The sequence below is a fragment of the Trinickia sp. EG282A genome (genome assembly GCF_040965455.1).
Taxonomy (GTDB): domain Bacteria; phylum Pseudomonadota; class Gammaproteobacteria; order Burkholderiales; family Burkholderiaceae; genus Trinickia; species Trinickia symbiotica.
Genome location: NZ_JBFRCC010000011.1, coordinates 33,951 through 50,774 on the forward strand (window position 1 = coordinate 33,951; position 16,824 = coordinate 50,774).

A 16,824-nucleotide genomic window follows, 5' to 3' on the forward strand; every position below is an offset into this window, starting at 1 on the left:
CGCGGTTCCGCTACCGCGACGCATCGGAAAACGAAATCGCCGCAGCAATCCGCGCGGTGCCGCACGATTTCCGCATAGCGCTCACGGATGTCGTGAGCGCGAATTCATGCGCGAGAGCCCATGGGCGATAACCCGAGAGAATAGTGAAATGTCTGCACCGATTATCAATGACACCACCCTATGCGACGGCGAGCAAACCGTCGGCGTCGCGTTCACACGCGATCAAAGATGCGCGATCGCGGCCGCGCTATCACGAGCCGGCGTCGCCGAAATCGAAGTCGGCATCCCCGCCCTGGGTGAAGACGAAATCGCGTGCATCAAGGCGATCGTCGACTTGAATCTCGACGCCCGCCTGATGGTATGGGGGGACCTGACTCAACGAGACCTTGCCGCGGCGTTGCGCTGCAATGCCGATATCGTCCACCTCTCAATTCCCGTTTCTGACATTCGTTTGCAGGACAAGCTGCAAAAGCCGCGCAGATGGGTGCTGGAGCAAATCGCGCGCGTCATCGCCGAGGCAGTGAAGAGCGACCGCAAGATTTCCCTCGGCATGGAAGACGCCTCGCGCGCAGACCCCGCCTTCCTCGTGCAAGTGGCGCGCTGCGCGCAGCAACACGGCGCGCAGCGCGTGCGCTTCGCCGATACCCTTGGCGTGCTCGATCCGTTTTCGACCTATGAGGCCATCGCAAGGCTGCGCGATGCCGTCGACCTCGAGATCGAAATCCACGCGCACGACGACCTCGGACTCGCCACAGCCAACACGCTCGCTGCCCTGCGGGCGGGAGCCACCCACGCGAACACCACAGTCGACTGCTTGGGCAAGCGAGCCGGCAATGCGGCACTCGAAGAGATCGTTATCGGCGCGCGACACCTGCTAGGACGGGACACCGGGATCAATACCGAAGCCCTGCCCGCAGTTTGTCGACTAATCGAATGGGCGTCGGGCCGCATCATTTTTTTTGACAAGAGCATCGTTGATCGCGGCGTCCTCACGTCCGACCCCAGCGATCGCACCGGCGGCATCACGAAGCATCGCAGGACACACGAGGAGTTCGAATATCCCCAGCCAGGACGGCAGCGGTCGGTAGCACTCGGAGAACATTGTGGCCCCCAAAGCGTGCACCAGGCCTACAGCGCGCTAGGCGTGAGCGTGGCCGAGTGGCTCGTCCCACTGCTGCTCGACCGCATCCGTCATTTCGCCGCACAGTACAAGCAGGCTCCAAGTGCAAGCGACCTCTATCGCTTTCTCGCAGAAGCTGGCGAAACGCTCGATTTGCGACTTGCTGAAGCGCTTCGCGCGCTCAAACTCGATTTGTCGCGTACCGATAGTTGATGAGACCAAGCAACATGACGCTCAATCCGTCCTCCGAACGCAATCGCATCGTCGTACTGAACCGTTGGTCTGACGACTTCGCCGCCTACCATCGCTATATCGACCATACCGCGCATGATGTCGCATATGTCTGCACGCCAAACGGCGCCGCGGCGCTCGCTGCGCCGCGCATCGCGCACGTCGAGCACGTGCCCGATTTCGTCGACGAGCGTGCGCTGCATGAGGCCGTGCTCGCGTGCAGCGCGGCTCTCGGTGGCATCGATCGGCTGATCGCGCTGTCCGAATTCGACCTGATGGCGGCTGCCCGCCTTCGTAATGCGTTCGGCATCTTTGGTGACCGGCCCTTCACAGTCGTACGCTTTCGCGACAAGGCCGTCATGAAGCGTGCCGTCGCAGCGGCCGACCTGCGTGTGCCCCGCTTCGTCGCGATGAAAGATGTCGTGTTCCGAGATCCGAAGCTGATTGGTGCCATGCGCTTTCCGCTCATCTTGAAGCCGCGCTCAGGCGCGGCAAGCGCAGGCGTTCGACGCGTCGACACGCGCGCGGAACTAGATGCGCTTTGGCCAACGCTACCGCTTGCCGACTATGAATGCGAGGAGTACATCGAAGGGACCATCTACCACGTTGACGGGTTCGTTGCGGGCGGGGCATTCGCGATTGCGCGCGCGTCCCGCTACGTCAACACTTGCCTCGACTTTGCGCAGGGCAAGCCCCTCGGCTCGGTGATGCTCGATCCGGGACCGTTGAACGATGCGCTGCTCACGTTTGCGCGTGCGTGCCTGCACGCACTAGCATTGAGCGACGGTGCATTCCATATCGAAATAATTGATGGCGTCGATGGTCTTTACTTCCTTGAGGTCGGCGCCCGCGTGGGTGGTGGAGAAATTCCGTTCTTATTCCGTGATCTGTACGGCGTTGATCTGTGCCATCTGTGGGTCGCGCAGCAATCCGGTGATAAGGCACATTTCGACGCACGGCTGGCAGCAACGCGAGCCGTATCGGCGTCGCCCAGGCGCGGCGGCTTTCTGATGCTGCCCGAGCCAATCGGCAGCCGGTTCGTCGACGCCGAGTTGCCAGAAGGAATCGCGGCTCTCTACCATGCCATCTTGCCGAAGCGCGATCATGTATTCGAAGGCAAGGGCGGCTACGACACGATCCTCGCGCGGTTCCGTTATCGGGGCACGTCGGAAGACGAAATCGCCGCGGCAATCGACGCGACGCTGCGCGAATTCCGCTTTACGCTTACTGACGTTGTGACGAGCATGAACCGGGGCGGGCCCCTGGACGATTTGCGAGACTGTACCCCTCGGCCCACCTGAGTTCTCGCTCATCCCGTCGTTCACTTGATACTGCTTCGAGCCTCTTGCAGTAACAGCCCGCGCATCCAGACACTCGCTGGATCACCATTATGAAGCGCAGGCCATTGGATGGTCTCAGTGAATGTGGAAAGCGGCAGAGGAACTTCGACGATCCGCAGCGGTACGAATTCCGCGAAATACTTGGCCAGCCTCAAGGGGATTGTAGCGATACGCTGGGTACCTGACAGCATTGGCGGGATCATGCTGAAGCTTGGAACCACGACTTCGGCCCTCCTCTTGAGGCCAAGATCGAGTAAAAAGAATTCCTCGATAGAGGCTTTGCGCCCGCGTCCGAACCTCACGGTAACGTGCCCCATCGAGATATATTTGTCGAGCGAGAGCCGCCGCGATAGCTGTTTGTTCGTCGGACAGCCCACGCATACGAGCCTCTCGTCGAGGAGCCGCACTTTGGGATGGGTATTACTGAGGAACAATTCCGGCATGATAAGAAAATCCGCCTCGCCCCGCCGGAGTATGTCATTGGGGTCGTCGTCGAGGGGTAGCAATTCGAAACTGACGGAGGGCGCCTCCCGCGCCACGCGCCTTACGACGTTTTGAAAATACACGAGCATCATGAAGTCGGAGAGGCAGATCCGGAAGCGGCGATTCGACTGGGCCGGGTCGAACGCATCTCGGGAAATGATGGAAAGCTGAATATGCAATAGAGCTTCGCGAACCGGCCCGGAGAGTTCCATCGCGCGCGCTGTCGGAACGAACTCGCGCCCCCTCATCACGAACAATTCGTCGCCAAAATAGTCGCGTAGCCGAGCGACGGCAGCACTCATCGCTGGTTGGCTGAGATTGATGCTTCGCGCCGCCATTGTCACGTTACGCTGCGTCATCAGCGCATCCAGCGCGACGAGGAGATTGAGATCAAGGCCTTTGAAACGCATTTTTTTACGGCATCCACGTCATGGATGCATGTCATCGAAACAATTAATTTTACAAATTTATCGACGTACTGCAAAGTTCGCATCGTCCTGAACGAAAGCAACCAGCCTTCGTAGCCTCATATCTTATGAACTTTGGAACTGCAGGGCCGCGACTCTGCCAACATCGCGACATCTACTTGACGTTTGACGACGGACCGAATTTGTCTTGCACACCGGATGTACTTGACCTACTCGCGCAACATCGGATTCCCGCAACGTTCTGCGTTATCGGTGCGTACGCGGCGGATCAGCCAAAGCTCATCGAACGGATGGTTGCCGAAGGGCACGAAGTAGCCAATCACACGATGACTCATCCTGATCTGTCCAGATGTGGGTCTGATGAGGTACAGCGCGAAATATTCGGTACCAACAGGATCATTCAGACGGCGTGTGCCGAAGCCAAGGTGCGACACGTGCGTGCACCGTACGGAATATGGACCGAGGAGGTATTCGCTGTATCAGCAAGAGCGGGGCTGGCAGCCCTGCACTGGTCGGTGGATCCAAAAGACTGGGCTCGCCCCGGTGTCGATGCGATTGTCGATGCGGTGCTGACGTCCATCCAGCCAGGCTCAATCGTGCTCTTGCATGACGGCGTACCTCCCGCCGAATCAGCAGGTTGCTCTAATGCCCAATCGCGCGATCAGACGCTCATGGCGCTTTCCCGTCTGATCCCTGCACTGCACGACCGCAAGTTTGTATTCAGCTCACTTCCTCAACGCCACTGAGCAAACTGATCTCTATGAACATGAACGGCGCTGCCACAATCAACACCGTTTCAGTTTTGTTGTATGCACTTCTATCCACCGTATATAAGGGCGTGCAGTACTTTCACACTCTGCCGACAAGCGGTCCTCCGGCGTCGAACAACACGGTCGGCGCCGACTTTCTACCGGACGTGGACGTCGTCGTACCGTGCTTCAACGAAGACCCGCGCACACTCCGGGCATGTTTGGCCTCCATTGCCGCTCAAGAATACGCCGGACGATTGACAGTCCATGTGGTCGACGACGGCTCCAGCAACTGCAACGCGTTGAGACCGGTACACCGCGCGTACGCGCACGACCCGAGATTCAACTTCATTCTGCTTCCCCAAAATGTTGGAAAGCGCAAGGCGCAGATTGCCGCAATACGCTTGTCATCCGGAGAATTGATACTCAACGTCGACTCAGACACGACACTTGCGCCCGACGTCGTCAAGAAGCTTGTAGTGGCAATGCGAGATACCGCAATCGGCGCTGCCATGGGGCAATTGAAGGCTAGCAACCGGGGCGATACTTTGTTGACCCGTCTAATCGATATGGAGTACTGGTTGGCCTGCAACGAAGAGCGTGCCGCTCAGGCTCGCTTCGGCGCCGTTATGTGCTGCTGCGGTCCATGTGCCATATATCGACGCACCGCGCTTCTTTTGCTGTTGGACCAGTACGAGACACAGCTGTTTCGGGGAAAGCCGAGCGACTTCGGCGAGGATCGACACCTCACGATTCTGATGCTGATGGCAGGCTACCGAACCGAGTACGTTGCAGATGCCATCGCGACCACAGTTGTTCCAGACCGGCTACGGCCTTACCTGCACCAACAACTACGCTGGGCGCGCAGCACTTATCGTGACACGCTGCTTGCGCTGCGACTACTGCCTACCCTCGATCGCTACCTCACGCTGGACCTGATTGGGCAGAACCTAGGTCCGCTGTTGCTTTCCCTATCGTTGCTATCCGGGTTCCTGCAGCTCGCGCTGACTGCCACAGTGCCCTGGCTGGCCATTCTCGTCATCGGAGCAATGACCACCATTCGCTGCAGCGTGGCAGCAGTTCGGGCTCGTCAGATCCGATTCCTCGGGTTTACTGTGCACACGCTGATCAACGTCTTTCTCCTACTCCCGGTGAAGGCCTATGCCTTATGTACGTTGAGCAACAGCGATTGGCTGACCCGCGGTTCCGCGGGCAATGTAACAAATGAGCAGAAAGAAGAGGTCAATACCCACGATCAGGCCAAGAAACAATGTGCGACGGGATCGCGGGCAGCTGACGCTCAGTCTGGTCAGCCGCATCTCACGCCCGATTCGTCGACATTGGTGACGCGTGACGAGTTCGTCAGCAGCGAGTGACCTCTTGCTATATGGGATGCCGAGTCGTATTCGCGCAGTAATCGTCCGCTCACAACGTCGGCATCATCCCCAGAGATGCCAACCCTTCCCTGTTAGCGGCTCGCCCACACGTGATGCCCGCGTCTTCGGTAGACCCGGGCGTTTGCAACGAAATTGGGCGCGGCATAGAGGCCCTTTCACTTTAAAGCAAATACATATGCTTCTTAGCTCCATGCCCACAACAGCAATCAAGTTCACCGGCGTAAGGAAGTCATATGGCGGCAGGAGTGTTGTCGATGGATTGTCGTTCAGCGTTGAACCCGGGGAGTGCTTCGGCCTGCTCGGACGAAATGGCGCAGGCAAGAGCACGACGGTGCGTATGGTCCTAGGCATGGCGCTCCCTGAAGCAGGCAAGATCACGGTGCTTGAAGAACCGGTGCCGGCACGCGCTCGCTCGGCACGCGCGCGCATTGGCGTGGTTCCGCAATTCGACAACCTCGAGCCCGGCTTCACAGTGCGGGAAAACCTGTTGGTATTCGGACGCTACTTCGGCATGAGCACACGTGAAATCGAAGCAGTGATGCCGTCGTTGCTCGAATTCGCTCACCTTGAGGGCCAGGCGTACTCGCGCGTTACTGACCTATCTGGTGGCATGAAGCGCCGGCTGACACTGGCACGCGCGCTGATCAACGACCCACAGTTGCTGGTAATGGACGAGCCTACAACTGGCCTGGACCCGCATGCGCGCCATCTGATCTGGGAACGCCTGCGCTCGCTGCTGGCACGCGGGAAGACAATTCTTTTGACCACCCACTTGATGGAGGAAGCCGAGCGGTTTTGCGATCGACTTTGCATCCTCGAGGATGGGCGCTGCATCGCCGAAGGCCGCCCTCATGCACTAATTCAACAATGGATTGGGAGCGACGTGATCGAGATCTACGGCGGCGATCCGCACGAGTTGCGTTCGCTGGTTGGGCCGTACGCGCAGCGCGTAGAGGTAAGCGGTGAGACGCTCTTTTGTTATGCGGCCGATACGGCTCTGCTACGCGTGCAATTGCGCGCGCGTACGGGTCTGCGCTTTCTACAGCGTCCCGCGAATCTGGAAGATGTGTTTTTGCGGATAACCGGACGTGAGATGAAGGACTGAATGATGAGTGAAGCATATCTGACGGCCCTGCCAGCGAACGCTTGGAACTGGGGTGCGGTATGGCGCCGCAACTACCTGGCATGGAGAAAAGCCGCGTTCGCGTCGCTTCTCGCAAATCTCGCCGACCCGATGATCTACCTGTTTGGGCTTGGCTTCGGTCTTCGAATAATGATAGGCAGCGTTGACGGAACTCCATATATCGCGTTTCTGGCGGCCGGCATGGTCGCAACGACCGCGATGACCTCCGCTACTTTCGAAACGATTTATGCAGCGTTCTCTCGCATGCATACGCAGCGCATGTGGGAAGCGATATTGTGCACACAGCTCACACTCGGCGATGTCATTCTTGGTGAGTTGGCATGGGCCGCCACCAAGGCCTTTCTGGCCGGAACTGCGGTTATGTCGGTCGCCGCTATGCTGGGCTATGCAGCACTCCCATCTGTCCTCTACGTCATGCCAGTAGTGATCCTCACCGGCCTCGCCTTCGCAAGCCTGGCAATGATCCTCACTGCGGTTGCACCCAGTTACGACTACTTCGTGTTCTATCAAACGCTCGTTCTCACGCCCATGCTCTTCCTAAGCGGCGTGATTTTCCCGGTCGGCCAACTCCCCGGTGTTTTTCGGCAGCTAGGGCAATTCTTGCCGCTGGCGCATGCGGTCGATCTCATTCGTCCGGCGATGCTGGGGCGCACAGCGGGCGGAATCGGCCTGCATATCGGGGCACTTTGCGTCTACTCCGTGTTGCCGTTTTTCCTGTCGACGGCACTTTTTCGCCGGCGCCTCATGTCTTGACAAAACTTGGGGCTAATCCGAGTTGGCCCATGAACCGCATCATGGAGATACATGTAATGAACTCCGCTACGCCACCCCCCCAGCCATTTGTAATCCTCGCGATGCCGAGGACAGGTACACACTATCTGGAAGAATTGCTGAACGAGCATCCGAACGTATCGAGTAATGGCGAGTTGCTCAATCGGTATGATGCGAATTGGGCAGATAGCGATCGCCTGGTACGTAGCGATCAAGAACTCCTGAAGCTAGCCTACCAGCATTATCCCCCCCGGGCCGGCAAAACAAATGTGGCGCATGTGGGTTGCAAGATCAACGAACCGCAGTTTCATGATCGCCCGGGATTCTTTGATGAGTTGACCCGCTGGCCGGGCCTCAAGGTGATCCTCGTGGTTCGAGAAAACACCTTGGAATCGCTGCGATCGCTGAAACAGGCGAGGCAAAGTGGTCAATGGCTGAAGTTTGGTTCGGACAGCGATTCGGCTCTGCCGCCACGCGTCAGATTGACGGTCGAAGACTGCGAGACCTACTTCAAGGCTGCCGACGATTTCCACGCCCGTGTGGCGCGCACGTTCGCTTCGACCAACATGCTGGCGATCGACTATGAAAGCCTTCTTGAGGAGCCGTGTGCATGCCTTGAGAAGATCTGGAAATTCCTGGGGGCAGCGGCGCATCCCTTTTCAGGTGGCACTATCCTTCAGCGCCAAGAAGGCCGATCGCTGGATCAAACGTTAGAGAACTTCCATGAATTGAAGCGCCACTTTGCAGGGGGGCAGTATGCGAGGTTTTTCGAGATCGGGGCGATGAAAGGCACAAATACATGCCACGAAAGCGCTGGCCGTCACCCATCCATATCTTCACGTTTGCTCTAGAAGCATTCGATTTGATCAATCTTGCGGTCGCTATGTAGCGACAGAAACCGTTTTACACGGTGCGCGACGTCGCTGCGGCCGCGTTGCGGCGGCACGAACGCGTCGAAAACAGGTGACTTTACATGTCCTCAAAGGTGCAATGGAGACTGTGCTGGGAAAACGAGCTGCAGCTCTCCGACCATGTCCAATTGGCTGATTTCTTTCGAAAGACCTATGGGCCGACTGGAGCCTTCAACGCAAAACCGTTCGAGCGCGGCCGAAGCTGGGCTGGGGCTAGGCCCGAACTCCGCGCAATCGCCTACGATTCGCACGGTGTGGCGGCTCACATGGGTTCGCTGCGTCGCTTCATCAAGGTTGGGGAGGTCGATCTGCTCGTAGCCGAACTGGGATTGTACGGCGTACGTCCAGACCTCGAGGGGTTCGGAATCGGCCATTCGATACGCGCGATGTATCCCGTGCTGCAAGAGCTTGGCGTTCCATTTGCTTTCGGTGCCGTTCGACATGCACTGCACAACCACTTTGCGAGGTTCTGCCGGCACGGTCTTGGGACGGTTTTATCGGGAGTCCGCGTGCGATCGACGCTCCCGGACATGCACCCCCAGTTGCCGCCTACGCGCGTTGAGGATGTACTCGCTGTGGTGTTGCCAATTGCCAGCTCGATGAGTGAGTGGCCGGCTGGTACGTTCATCGATCGCAACGGTCCGGAGCTATGAAACGCTCCACTCACCGATCTGAAATACGAAGCGGGTTTTCCTGCGGTCGCTATGAGTGCGGCACGTTCAAACTGCCCGCGATTTTGGCGATTCGCCTTGCTACGTTTTTTGAAGATGGGCGGTGCTTGGCGACACTTGTAGCGGCACGGTACGAAGGGAGGTGACATTGACACATGAAACGAATTTCCAATTGCTGCATCGGGAATTGGAAGCAGACGATCCGTGGCGACTCGACAGCAATCCGTTCGAGCACGAGCGCCATAGGCAAATGCTTCATCTGTCACTGTCCAAGGGGTCCATCAAAAGCGCACTCGAAGTCGGATGCGCGAGGGGAGCCTTCACGGAAAAACTGGCACCCCATTGCGAACGGCTTACCGTGATTGATATCGTGCCACGTGCGATTGCCAGGACACGCGAACGGATGAAAGACGCACCTCACATCAACTGGATCGTCTCCGATGTCCAGCATTTCCGGAGTAAGGAACAATTCGATCTGATCGTCGTAGCGGAGGTTCTCTACTATCTCGACGGCATCGCCGAGGTGCGCACCGCTGTCCGCAATTTGGCACGGATGCTTGCGCCCGCTGGTCAGCTGGTATTCGGCTCTGCACGTGACGCCAATTGCCAGCGATGGGGTCACATCGCTGGAGCAGAAACGGTCATAGCGATCCTGACAGAAGAGCTGGTTGAGGTCGATCGCTTGAGCTGCATCGGTCAGTCGCTGAATGAAGATTGTCTGCTCGCGTGCTTTCGTAACCCGGCTCCGGTTTCGGATGAAACAGCTTTCCATCACTAGGCAGGAAATACTATGCGCATCTGCGGCATCAAACTGACCCACGACGGAGCGATTGCCGTCGTCGAGGAAGGGAAGCTCGTCTTTTGCATCGAGCAGGAAAAGCGAGACAACAATCCTCGGTATTTGGCAATCGACGACCTCGATGTCATCGAGATCATATTGTCCGAGCATGGTTTTCGAGTCGAAGATATTGACCAGTTTGTCATCGACGGTTGGGACGGAGAAGTCGAGTCGCAGTTTCGGATACTCAGTGGGTCTATCCCCGTTATTCTGAAAGGGGCTCCTTATGCCGAACGCAAGGCGGATAATCTTCTCGCCTCATACGACGCCTCAGGACTGATTGTCGGCGGCCGTTCCTTCCCTTACAAGAGCTACCCTCACGTGTCAGGCCATGTGGCCTCCGCGTACTGCACTAGCCCTTTCGCTCAAAACGGGCAGCCAGCGTTATGCTTGGTGTGGGATGGTGGGATTGTCCCTCGCCTCTATCATGTACAGCGCCACGGCGCCCGCCTAGTTGATTGCCTGTTCCCCGTCATAGGTCACATTTACGCGGCGGCAGGTCATCACTTCGGACCCTACAAAAAGGCGAATGGTGCAGGATGGGATCTGGGTGTGGCCGGCAAGTTGATGGCTTACATCGCGCTAGGGTCGGTTTACGAAGACATCGTGACGGTATTTCGCGGGCTGTACCATCAACGGTTTGCTGGCGATACTGAATGTGCGCATGATTATCGCGAAAACATCCACGACGCGGACCTATCACTAGCGGCTGTGCGCGACTTCTTCGAAGCAAGCGCACTGCTGCTGGGAGGCAAGCCTCCCGAAGACGTGCTCGCCTCGTTTCATGTCTTTCTTGAGCGTCTACTCATTCATGAAATGGCGAATGCCCTGCAGCGCCATTCGTTTCCGGGACAAAGAAACCTGTGTATCGCTGGCGGATGCGGGCTCAATATCAAATGGAACAGCGCGCTGCGCGCGAGCGGCTTGTTCGACGCGATCTGGGTGCCGCCATTTCCAAACGATAGCGGATCGGCAATCGGTGCCGCCTGCTGCGCACTGGCAACTGACGAGGGTTTCGTGCCGCTGGATTGGTCACTGTACAGCGGGCCGTCAATGAAATGTGACCAAATACCACACGGATGGACGGCCTCGCCTTGCTCCGTGGCCGGACTCGCCAGAATTCTTGCCAATAACAAACCTGTCGTTTTCCTTGCTGGTCGGGCCGAGCTTGGACCACGGGCATTGGGAGGCAGAAGCATCTTAGCCGCTGCGACTTTGCCGGAAATGAAGAATCACCTCAACGACGTCAAGCTTCGCGAGCACTTCCGCCCCGTGGCACCCATATGCCTCGAGGACCGTGCGCCGACCATCTTTAACCCGGGGACTCCCGATCCCTACATGCTGTTCGACCATCAGATTCGGGCGGAATGGCGAGAGAAGATCCCTGCTGTCATGCATCTCGACGGATCTGCGCGATTGCAGACCATTTCAAGAAACTCCGAGCATCCGGTGGCGCAACTTCTGGTCGAATACGAAAGGCTCACGGGTATCCCAGTGCTCTGCAATACGAGCGCCAACTACCATGGGCGAGGTTTCTTCCCGGACGCGGCTTCAGCCTGCGACTGGGGACGCGTCGATCATGTCTGGTGTGATGGCGTGTTACTGACCAAGGCATGCGGAACTGGCCGGCCGTCGACAGTCGACGAAACACTTTCATCTGCGTCTCCGATTGGAGACCGCTGACGCGGGTCATCGGTGCTCTGTACGCCGCTGTCATTTGCGTTGGCAGTTCGCGCTATCACCTCGGGTCCGACGACGATCAAGACATGTTGCCTGGGCGGATTGCTGCGTGTTGACCTGCGGAGTGCAATCTCATTGACGATTCAAATCCCATGTACTGAGGCGAGTATGACGATAGAGGCGTCCGCTCCACATCTTTGCACACACGGCTTTCAGGTTGCTCCCGAGTCAAGGGCACAGTTGCTGCGACAAACACCGGCAATTCTCTGGTTCACCGGTCTGTCCGGGGCCGGAAAATCGACTATCGCCAACAGGGTCGAGGCGCGTCTCCATGCGTCTGGACACCTTACCTACGTCCTCGACGGCGACTCCGTCAGACTCGGGCTTTGCAAAGATCTCGGCTTTTGCAATGACGATCGACGCGAAAATATACGACGCGTTGCGGAAGTCGCAAAATTGATGGCCGATGCGGGGATCGTGGTGCTGGTCTGCCTTATCTCGCCTTTCCGCTCGGATCGAGAGATCGCCAAGTGCACCGCGGGCCAGCATAAGTTCGTCGAAATTCATGTTCACGCACCTTTGGCCGTAGCCGAGGCGCGCGATACCAAAGGACTTTATCGGCTCGCGAGACGAGGGGTGATACAGAATTTTACCGGCATTGACTCGCCGTATGAACCGCCAACGGCCCCGGACATCTTCATCGACACCAGCTCGACGTCCATCAATGAAGCCGCCAATACGGTCTTGGCCTGGGTTAAGAGTCATTGATCAAGCCGATGCACGGCAGCATCGATTGGATACCGCCGAAAAATACCGTTACATCAGCGGCACCGAGCGAAAGCCCTACCGACGCAGCACGCGCGTCGCCCGATCCTCACGGCGGACACGATCGCTCAACAAAAGTGCCCGGCGATGCCGGGCCAACAGCTCGCGAACTCCCGGAACGCGAGCTGGCGTGGAACGTCTCGTACCCACTTTGTTGGGCAGGCAACTTCCCCCTGCCCACGACGTGGCTCACGCACACGGTAACGAAGTTGACAAATGAGATTCGTCCGAAAGTCATGTTGCAGTTGTTCGGACAGTGTTCTGGTTTACCGCTCTCTCGCGATAACGACATCGATTTCAGAGGTACGTTTCCAGTAGATCGACAAATTTTGATAGTTTGTCCATCCCTCGAATTGCGACAAAAAATTCTTCAAGCTGCTGTGGCACACAGCTCGTTCCACGCGCGACAGATTGTCGGAGCTTTCCTATTATGTCATCCCACTCCGGCGGGTCATCCGGGGATCCATGCGGAGCAGCTCTGCGTGTGGCAAAACGCTGCCCATCCTTCAGGACAACCTCGATGCTGCCCACCTCGTTTTCATCAAAGCAAGCAACCATGCGAACTTTCGGCACTAGCACGGCTACGTCCTCGCGATCAAGCGCGGTCGTCTCGAAATCTTCGAGCGTCACTTTTCCGCGCGTTAATGCCACTGCCACCGTGTAGGTCATACTGAACTTGGCTTCTATGCCATTCCTAGGGTTCGGAAATCGCAGATAATGTGTACACTCCTCGCGAACCGAACAAGTGATTCGCTCAATACTCGACGGATCGAATGTATGTCGACCTTTAATTTCAATTGCCCCATCGATAGCGAGATGCGTGCAACTGCAGCATGGATACAGCTTCACGGCGAGACCAGGACGCAGCAGTTCCCAGTCCCCGCCGAGACCCGGAAGATCAATGCGGTCCACCGACCGGTCCGTCAATGCATCGATAAATCCGGCCTCTGCTTCCAGAATATCAGCGCCAGCCGTAAAGCCTTGCTCGGCAAGGGCGGCTGCCAGATACCCGCCATGTGCTGCGCGCCCACAATGAAGGGCTTTAGTCATAGTCCCCGTGTTTCCGAGCAACCCACCGGCAAATGAACACGCGATCCCCACTGCATGCTGCGTCTGAACAGCATCGAGGCCGCGCAGATTGGCTGCAGCCGCAGCGGCGCCCAAGGTGCCCAGAGTTGACATCGTGTGCCAACCGCGACTCGTATGTGCCGGGCCAACGGCAACCCCGAGCTTGCACGCCACCTCTACCCCAACGGCGTATGCGCGAACTACGTCTGTGCCGCTCGCACCGAGCATGCATGCTGTCGGGATCAGTGCACTAACGATCGGCGCGCTCGGGTGACCGTTCATTGAGTGCTCGCTGGTATCGTCGAAATCGTCCGCGTGTGCACAAACTCCTGTAAGCAAGGCAGCAAGCGCGGGATCATTCCATCGTCCCAGACCGGGCACGATAATTCGGGCGCACTCGTCCTCGCGAGCGGAAATCTGTTTTGCAAGCGCAGCAGCACGGGAGGCCGAACCAGCGTAGATGCACGCCAACGTATCTGCGATATGAAGCTTGGCCCGTTCACAGACGACCGCAGGCAATTCACGCACATTAGATATAAACTCAGCAAGGCTAGTGGTCGCTGAAATTGCCATGACGTCTCCTTTCTTGCGTCGATTTACTAATTTCGGATTCGTCGGTTTAGGATTGCCGAAACAACCGCTCCTCCCCCTCATGTTCATTTAGAGGGAACGATTGGCTTTCCACCAGACGATAACGGGTCGTCCAAGATCAGAGGTGAGACGAACTCGGCAGGCCATCAGGCAACGCGTTTCAAAAATGAAACAGTGCGCGCGTTCTTAGATTGGGAGAAAATCTGATCGGGTGAACCTTCTTCAATGATGACGCCTTTGTCCATGACAATGACGCGGTCGGCCACTTCACGGGCGAACCCCATCTCATGAGTGACAACGATCATGGTTATCCCGTTTCCTGCCAGTTCCTTCATCACTGCCAGCACCTCGCCGACCATTTCCGGATCGAGTGCACTGGTTGGTTCGTCGAACAGGACGATTTCGGGCTTCATCGCAAGGACGCGCGCAATCGCGACACGCTGCTGCTGGCCGCCGGACAATTGAGCCGGATACTGGTCTTTCTTGTCGGCCAGACCGACTCGCTGGAGTAGCGCGAGTGCATGTTCAGTCGCTTCCTGTCTTGTCTGCTTGAGCACATGCATCGGAGCTTCCACAATGTTCTGGAGCGCCGTGAGATGCGGAAAAAGGTTGAACCGTTGGAAGACCATTCCCACGCTGCGGCGGTTTGCCGTCTTCTCGTTTTCGCTGAGAGGAGCCCTTTTTCCCCCGACAACTTTATGGCTGACACGCGTTCCGTTCACCAAGATCTCACCGTCCTGGATTTCTTCAAGATGATTGATGCAACGAATCAGCGTTGTCTTCCCCGAACCTGAAGGGCCAATGATCACCACTGCCTCGTTGCGTTCCACAGTGAGCGAGACATGATCAAACACCTTCAGGTTGCCAAATGACTTGCTCACATTGCGGAGCTCGACGGCAGGCACAGCGCGACTCTCGGCCATATCAGTTCTCCATCTGTAAGAGAGTGGTAGTTTTGTCGTCCAGCTTCTGCGTCACTGCACGCGGGCTCCAGGAGAGTCGGCTTTCGACCCAACGCTGCAGCAACATCCACGTTCCGCTGAGCAGAAGATAGTAGATGGAGATTGCGCCATAGGCTTCGAAAGTCTTGAAGTTTCCGGAACGCAGGCTGTCAGCCACGTGCACCAACTCGGGAACAGCAATAACACTCAAGAAAGCTGTAGTTTTGAACATCAGGTTGCACTGGTTTCCCAGCGATGGCAGGATGGTCCTAAAAGCCTGGGGCAGGATAATCCTACGCATAGCAAGTGCAGGCGACATACCAAGGGCTTGCGCAGCCTCGTTCTGGCCCTTGTCAATCGACCGAATACCAGCCCGCGTTATCTCGCTCATGTGTGCCGCTTCGTGCATGCTGAACGCTAGAATGCCGGCTACGATACTGCCGCTCATCGAAAAGATGGGCGTATGTACCGTCGACGGAAATAGATCAACACCGAAAAGAGATGGCAGCCCAAAGTAGACCAAAAACATCTGAACCAGAACGGGAGTACCGCGGAAAAACCAGACGTAAAAGCGATTGAATCCTCTAAACGCTCCGAGACGGCTGGTTCCAAACAATGCGAGCATCAGACCTACGCCAGTACCGACGGCCATTGACGTCAAGGTGACCGATACTGTCACCCACACCGCATAGAGCAATTGTGGTGGTGGCACAAAGACGAGTTCAAGGAAGTAGTGAAGATCGAAATTCATGAGTGCTCTCCCAAGCGTGGAGGTTCGCTATCACCACGGAGTACCGCCGTAGTGAGCGTGATATCTGATAGTCTCGTCGAACCCGATCTCATATCGAACCGAACCCTCTTGAATATCGTTTTTCCAACACCTCCTGTGCGAAACCCCATGCGGTCGTAAGCGCGAGGTAGTAGACGGAGACACCGAGGTAGACCTCGATTGTCTTATAGTTGACTGATTGCACAGCGTCCGCAATAAACAGCATCTCAGGTACAGCAATCAGGTACAGCAGAGAAGTCGCCTTGAACATTCCGTTGATCTGATTGCCCAGCGGAGGCAACATGGTCCGCACAGCTTGCGGCAGTATAACGCGTTGCATAACGAGTCCCGGTGACATGCCCAGCGCTTTGCCTGCCTCCCATTGCCCACGATCCACCGCCGCAATCGCGGCACGCGATATCTCACTGAAGTAGGCCGCTTCGTGCAAAGCGAAGGCTGTCACGCCAGCCACAATTGCGCCCGCGAGGGAGATCACACCGAACAACTGGATGCTTTGCGGAAATAGATCCAGATTGGTTAGATACGGTAGACCAAAATAGATCATGATGACCTGTACCAAAAGCGGCGTACCGCGAAATACAAAGATATATGCGGTGTTGAACCACCGAAGTAGACGCCATGGCGCTAGCCCGCACACGGAGAGCAATAGCCCGAGTAGTACACCGAATGCCATCGACACAAACGTTGTCAATACCGTCGTTAGCAGTCCCCGCAGCAGCGCGAGCGGAGGGTGGAAGACGAAACTTAGAAAATAGCCTACGTCGAAATGCATTTCGAAAATCTCTCCGCTCTTCGATGAAATCCTAGTCAGCCATCTTCATAAAGCTGTCGGGATTCCCGGATTCA

Annotated in this window: 16 protein-coding genes; 11 read left to right on the forward strand and 5 right to left on the reverse strand. The window is 57.0% G+C overall.

All coding sequences use genetic code 11. The annotated features are described in order from the left end of the window. Positions 1 to 148: 148 nt before the first annotated feature. Positions 149 to 1,333: a homocitrate synthase gene (locus tag AB4Y31_RS30655; protein ID WP_368677271.1), complete on the forward strand. Its 1,185-nt coding sequence runs from the start codon at positions 149 to 151 to the stop codon at positions 1,331 to 1,333. Continuing rightward, a complete protein-coding gene (locus AB4Y31_RS30660) occupies positions 1,333 to 2,652 on the forward strand; it encodes an acetyl-CoA carboxylase biotin carboxylase subunit family protein (RefSeq protein ID WP_368677272.1) in 1,320 nt (439 codons plus the stop codon). Before AB4Y31_RS30655 ends, AB4Y31_RS30660 begins: the two co-directional genes overlap by 1 nt. A gap of 20 nt (positions 2,653 to 2,672) precedes the next feature. On the opposite strand, the gene AB4Y31_RS30665 is transcribed toward AB4Y31_RS30660, so the two are convergent. After that, on the reverse strand, positions 2,673 to 3,584 hold the full coding sequence (locus AB4Y31_RS30665) for a LysR family transcriptional regulator (RefSeq protein WP_102607343.1): 912 nt from the start codon (positions 3,582 to 3,584) through the stop codon (positions 2,673 to 2,675). 176 nt (positions 3,585 to 3,760) lie between these two features. Between AB4Y31_RS30665 and nodB the strand changes: the two genes are divergently transcribed. The 9 genes from nodB (at position 3,761) to cysC (ending at position 12,531) form a co-directional block, all read left to right on the forward strand. Beyond that, entirely contained in the window at positions 3,761 to 4,348 is a 588-nt protein-coding gene (gene nodB / locus AB4Y31_RS30670; RefSeq protein WP_233216019.1) for a chitooligosaccharide deacetylase NodB, read from the forward strand. Positions 4,349 to 4,368: 20 nt separating this feature from the next. Further along, entirely contained in the window at positions 4,369 to 5,727 is a 1,359-nt protein-coding gene (gene nodC, locus AB4Y31_RS30675; protein WP_368677286.1) for a chitooligosaccharide synthase NodC, read from the forward strand. A 196-nt stretch (positions 5,728 to 5,923) separates the two neighbouring features. Then, the gene (nodI, locus tag AB4Y31_RS30680) at positions 5,924 to 6,853 is read left to right on the forward strand and encodes a nodulation factor ABC transporter ATP-binding protein NodI (protein ID WP_368677287.1); all 930 of its coding nucleotides are present in this window, start codon (positions 5,924 to 5,926) and stop codon (positions 6,851 to 6,853) included. After that, positions 6,854 to 7,645 (forward strand): ABC transporter permease, encoded by a 792-nt coding sequence (locus tag AB4Y31_RS30685; protein ID WP_102607340.1) that lies wholly within the window; start codon positions 6,854 to 6,856, stop codon positions 7,643 to 7,645. Positions 7,646 to 7,674: 29 nt separating this feature from the next. Continuing rightward, positions 7,675 to 8,514 (forward strand): sulfotransferase, encoded by an 840-nt coding sequence (locus tag AB4Y31_RS30690; RefSeq protein WP_308836379.1) that lies wholly within the window; start codon positions 7,675 to 7,677, stop codon positions 8,512 to 8,514. A 122-nt stretch (positions 8,515 to 8,636) separates the two neighbouring features. Continuing rightward, entirely contained in the window at positions 8,637 to 9,227 is a 591-nt protein-coding gene (locus AB4Y31_RS30695; protein ID WP_107154023.1) for a NodA family N-acyltransferase, read from the forward strand. A gap of 160 nt (positions 9,228 to 9,387) precedes the next feature. Continuing rightward, positions 9,388 to 10,023, forward strand: a complete 636-nt coding sequence (gene nodS / locus AB4Y31_RS30700) for a nodulation methyltransferase NodS (protein ID WP_102607393.1) — start codon at positions 9,388 to 9,390, stop codon at positions 10,021 to 10,023. Positions 10,024 to 10,035: 12 nt separating this feature from the next. After that, on the forward strand, positions 10,036 to 11,766 hold the full coding sequence (gene nodU, locus AB4Y31_RS30705) for a nodulation protein NodU (protein ID WP_368677273.1): 1,731 nt from the start codon (positions 10,036 to 10,038) through the stop codon (positions 11,764 to 11,766). Positions 11,767 to 11,931: 165 nt separating this feature from the next. Then, a complete protein-coding gene (gene cysC / locus AB4Y31_RS30710; protein WP_102607337.1) occupies positions 11,932 to 12,531 on the forward strand; it encodes an adenylyl-sulfate kinase in 600 nt (199 codons plus the stop codon). A 354-nt stretch (positions 12,532 to 12,885) separates the two neighbouring features. Here cysC and AB4Y31_RS30715 read toward each other — a convergent pair whose 3' ends face one another. From AB4Y31_RS30715 to AB4Y31_RS30730, 4 genes are all read right to left on the reverse strand, one after another. Next, positions 12,886 to 14,229 carry an MmgE/PrpD family protein gene (locus AB4Y31_RS30715; RefSeq protein ID WP_018439675.1) on the reverse strand — a complete coding sequence of 448 codons (1,344 nt, stop codon included), beginning with the start codon at positions 14,227 to 14,229 and terminating at the stop codon, positions 12,886 to 12,888. 164 nt (positions 14,230 to 14,393) lie between these two features. Beyond that, positions 14,394 to 15,170 carry an amino acid ABC transporter ATP-binding protein gene (locus tag AB4Y31_RS30720; protein ID WP_018439676.1) on the reverse strand — a complete coding sequence of 259 codons (777 nt, stop codon included), beginning with the start codon at positions 15,168 to 15,170 and terminating at the stop codon, positions 14,394 to 14,396. 1 nt (position 15,171) lies between these two features. Then, positions 15,172 to 15,939, reverse strand: a complete 768-nt coding sequence (locus tag AB4Y31_RS30725; protein ID WP_018439677.1) for an amino acid ABC transporter permease — start codon at positions 15,937 to 15,939, stop codon at positions 15,172 to 15,174. Positions 15,940 to 16,027: 88 nt separating this feature from the next. Then, positions 16,028 to 16,750 carry an amino acid ABC transporter permease gene (locus AB4Y31_RS30730; protein ID WP_368677274.1) on the reverse strand — a complete coding sequence of 241 codons (723 nt, stop codon included), beginning with the start codon at positions 16,748 to 16,750 and terminating at the stop codon, positions 16,028 to 16,030. Between the last annotated feature and the right edge of the window lie 74 nt (positions 16,751 to 16,824).

Bases quoted from the DNA above. Each gene is read 5' to 3' on its own strand.
- AB4Y31_RS30655 (WP_368677271.1), top strand. From the start codon at position 149: ATGTCTGCACCGATTATCAATGACACCACCCTATGCGACGGCGAGCAA.
- AB4Y31_RS30660 (WP_368677272.1), top strand. From the start codon at position 1,333: ATGAGACCAAGCAACATGACGCTCAATCCGTCCTCCGAACGCAATCGC.
- AB4Y31_RS30665 (WP_102607343.1), bottom strand. From the start codon at position 3,584: ATGCGTTTCAAAGGCCTTGATCTCAATCTCCTCGTCGCGCTGGATGCG.
- nodC (WP_368677286.1), top strand. From the start codon at position 4,369: ATGAACGGCGCTGCCACAATCAACACCGTTTCAGTTTTGTTGTATGCA.
- nodI (WP_368677287.1), top strand. From the start codon at position 5,924: ATGCTTCTTAGCTCCATGCCCACAACAGCAATCAAGTTCACCGGCGTA.
- AB4Y31_RS30685 (WP_102607340.1), top strand. From the start codon at position 6,854: ATGATGAGTGAAGCATATCTGACGGCCCTGCCAGCGAACGCTTGGAAC.
- AB4Y31_RS30690 (WP_308836379.1), top strand. From the start codon at position 7,675: ATGAACCGCATCATGGAGATACATGTAATGAACTCCGCTACGCCACCC.
- AB4Y31_RS30695 (WP_107154023.1), top strand. From the start codon at position 8,637: ATGTCCTCAAAGGTGCAATGGAGACTGTGCTGGGAAAACGAGCTGCAG.
- nodU (WP_368677273.1), top strand. From the start codon at position 10,036: ATGCGCATCTGCGGCATCAAACTGACCCACGACGGAGCGATTGCCGTC.
- cysC (WP_102607337.1), top strand. From the start codon at position 11,932: ATGACGATAGAGGCGTCCGCTCCACATCTTTGCACACACGGCTTTCAG.
- AB4Y31_RS30715 (WP_018439675.1), bottom strand. From the start codon at position 14,229: ATGGCAATTTCAGCGACCACTAGCCTTGCTGAGTTTATATCTAATGTG.
- AB4Y31_RS30720 (WP_018439676.1), bottom strand. From the start codon at position 15,170: ATGGCCGAGAGTCGCGCTGTGCCTGCCGTCGAGCTCCGCAATGTGAGC.
- AB4Y31_RS30725 (WP_018439677.1), bottom strand. From the start codon at position 15,939: ATGAATTTCGATCTTCACTACTTCCTTGAACTCGTCTTTGTGCCACCA.
- AB4Y31_RS30730 (WP_368677274.1), bottom strand. From the start codon at position 16,750: ATGCATTTCGACGTAGGCTATTTTCTAAGTTTCGTCTTCCACCCTCCG.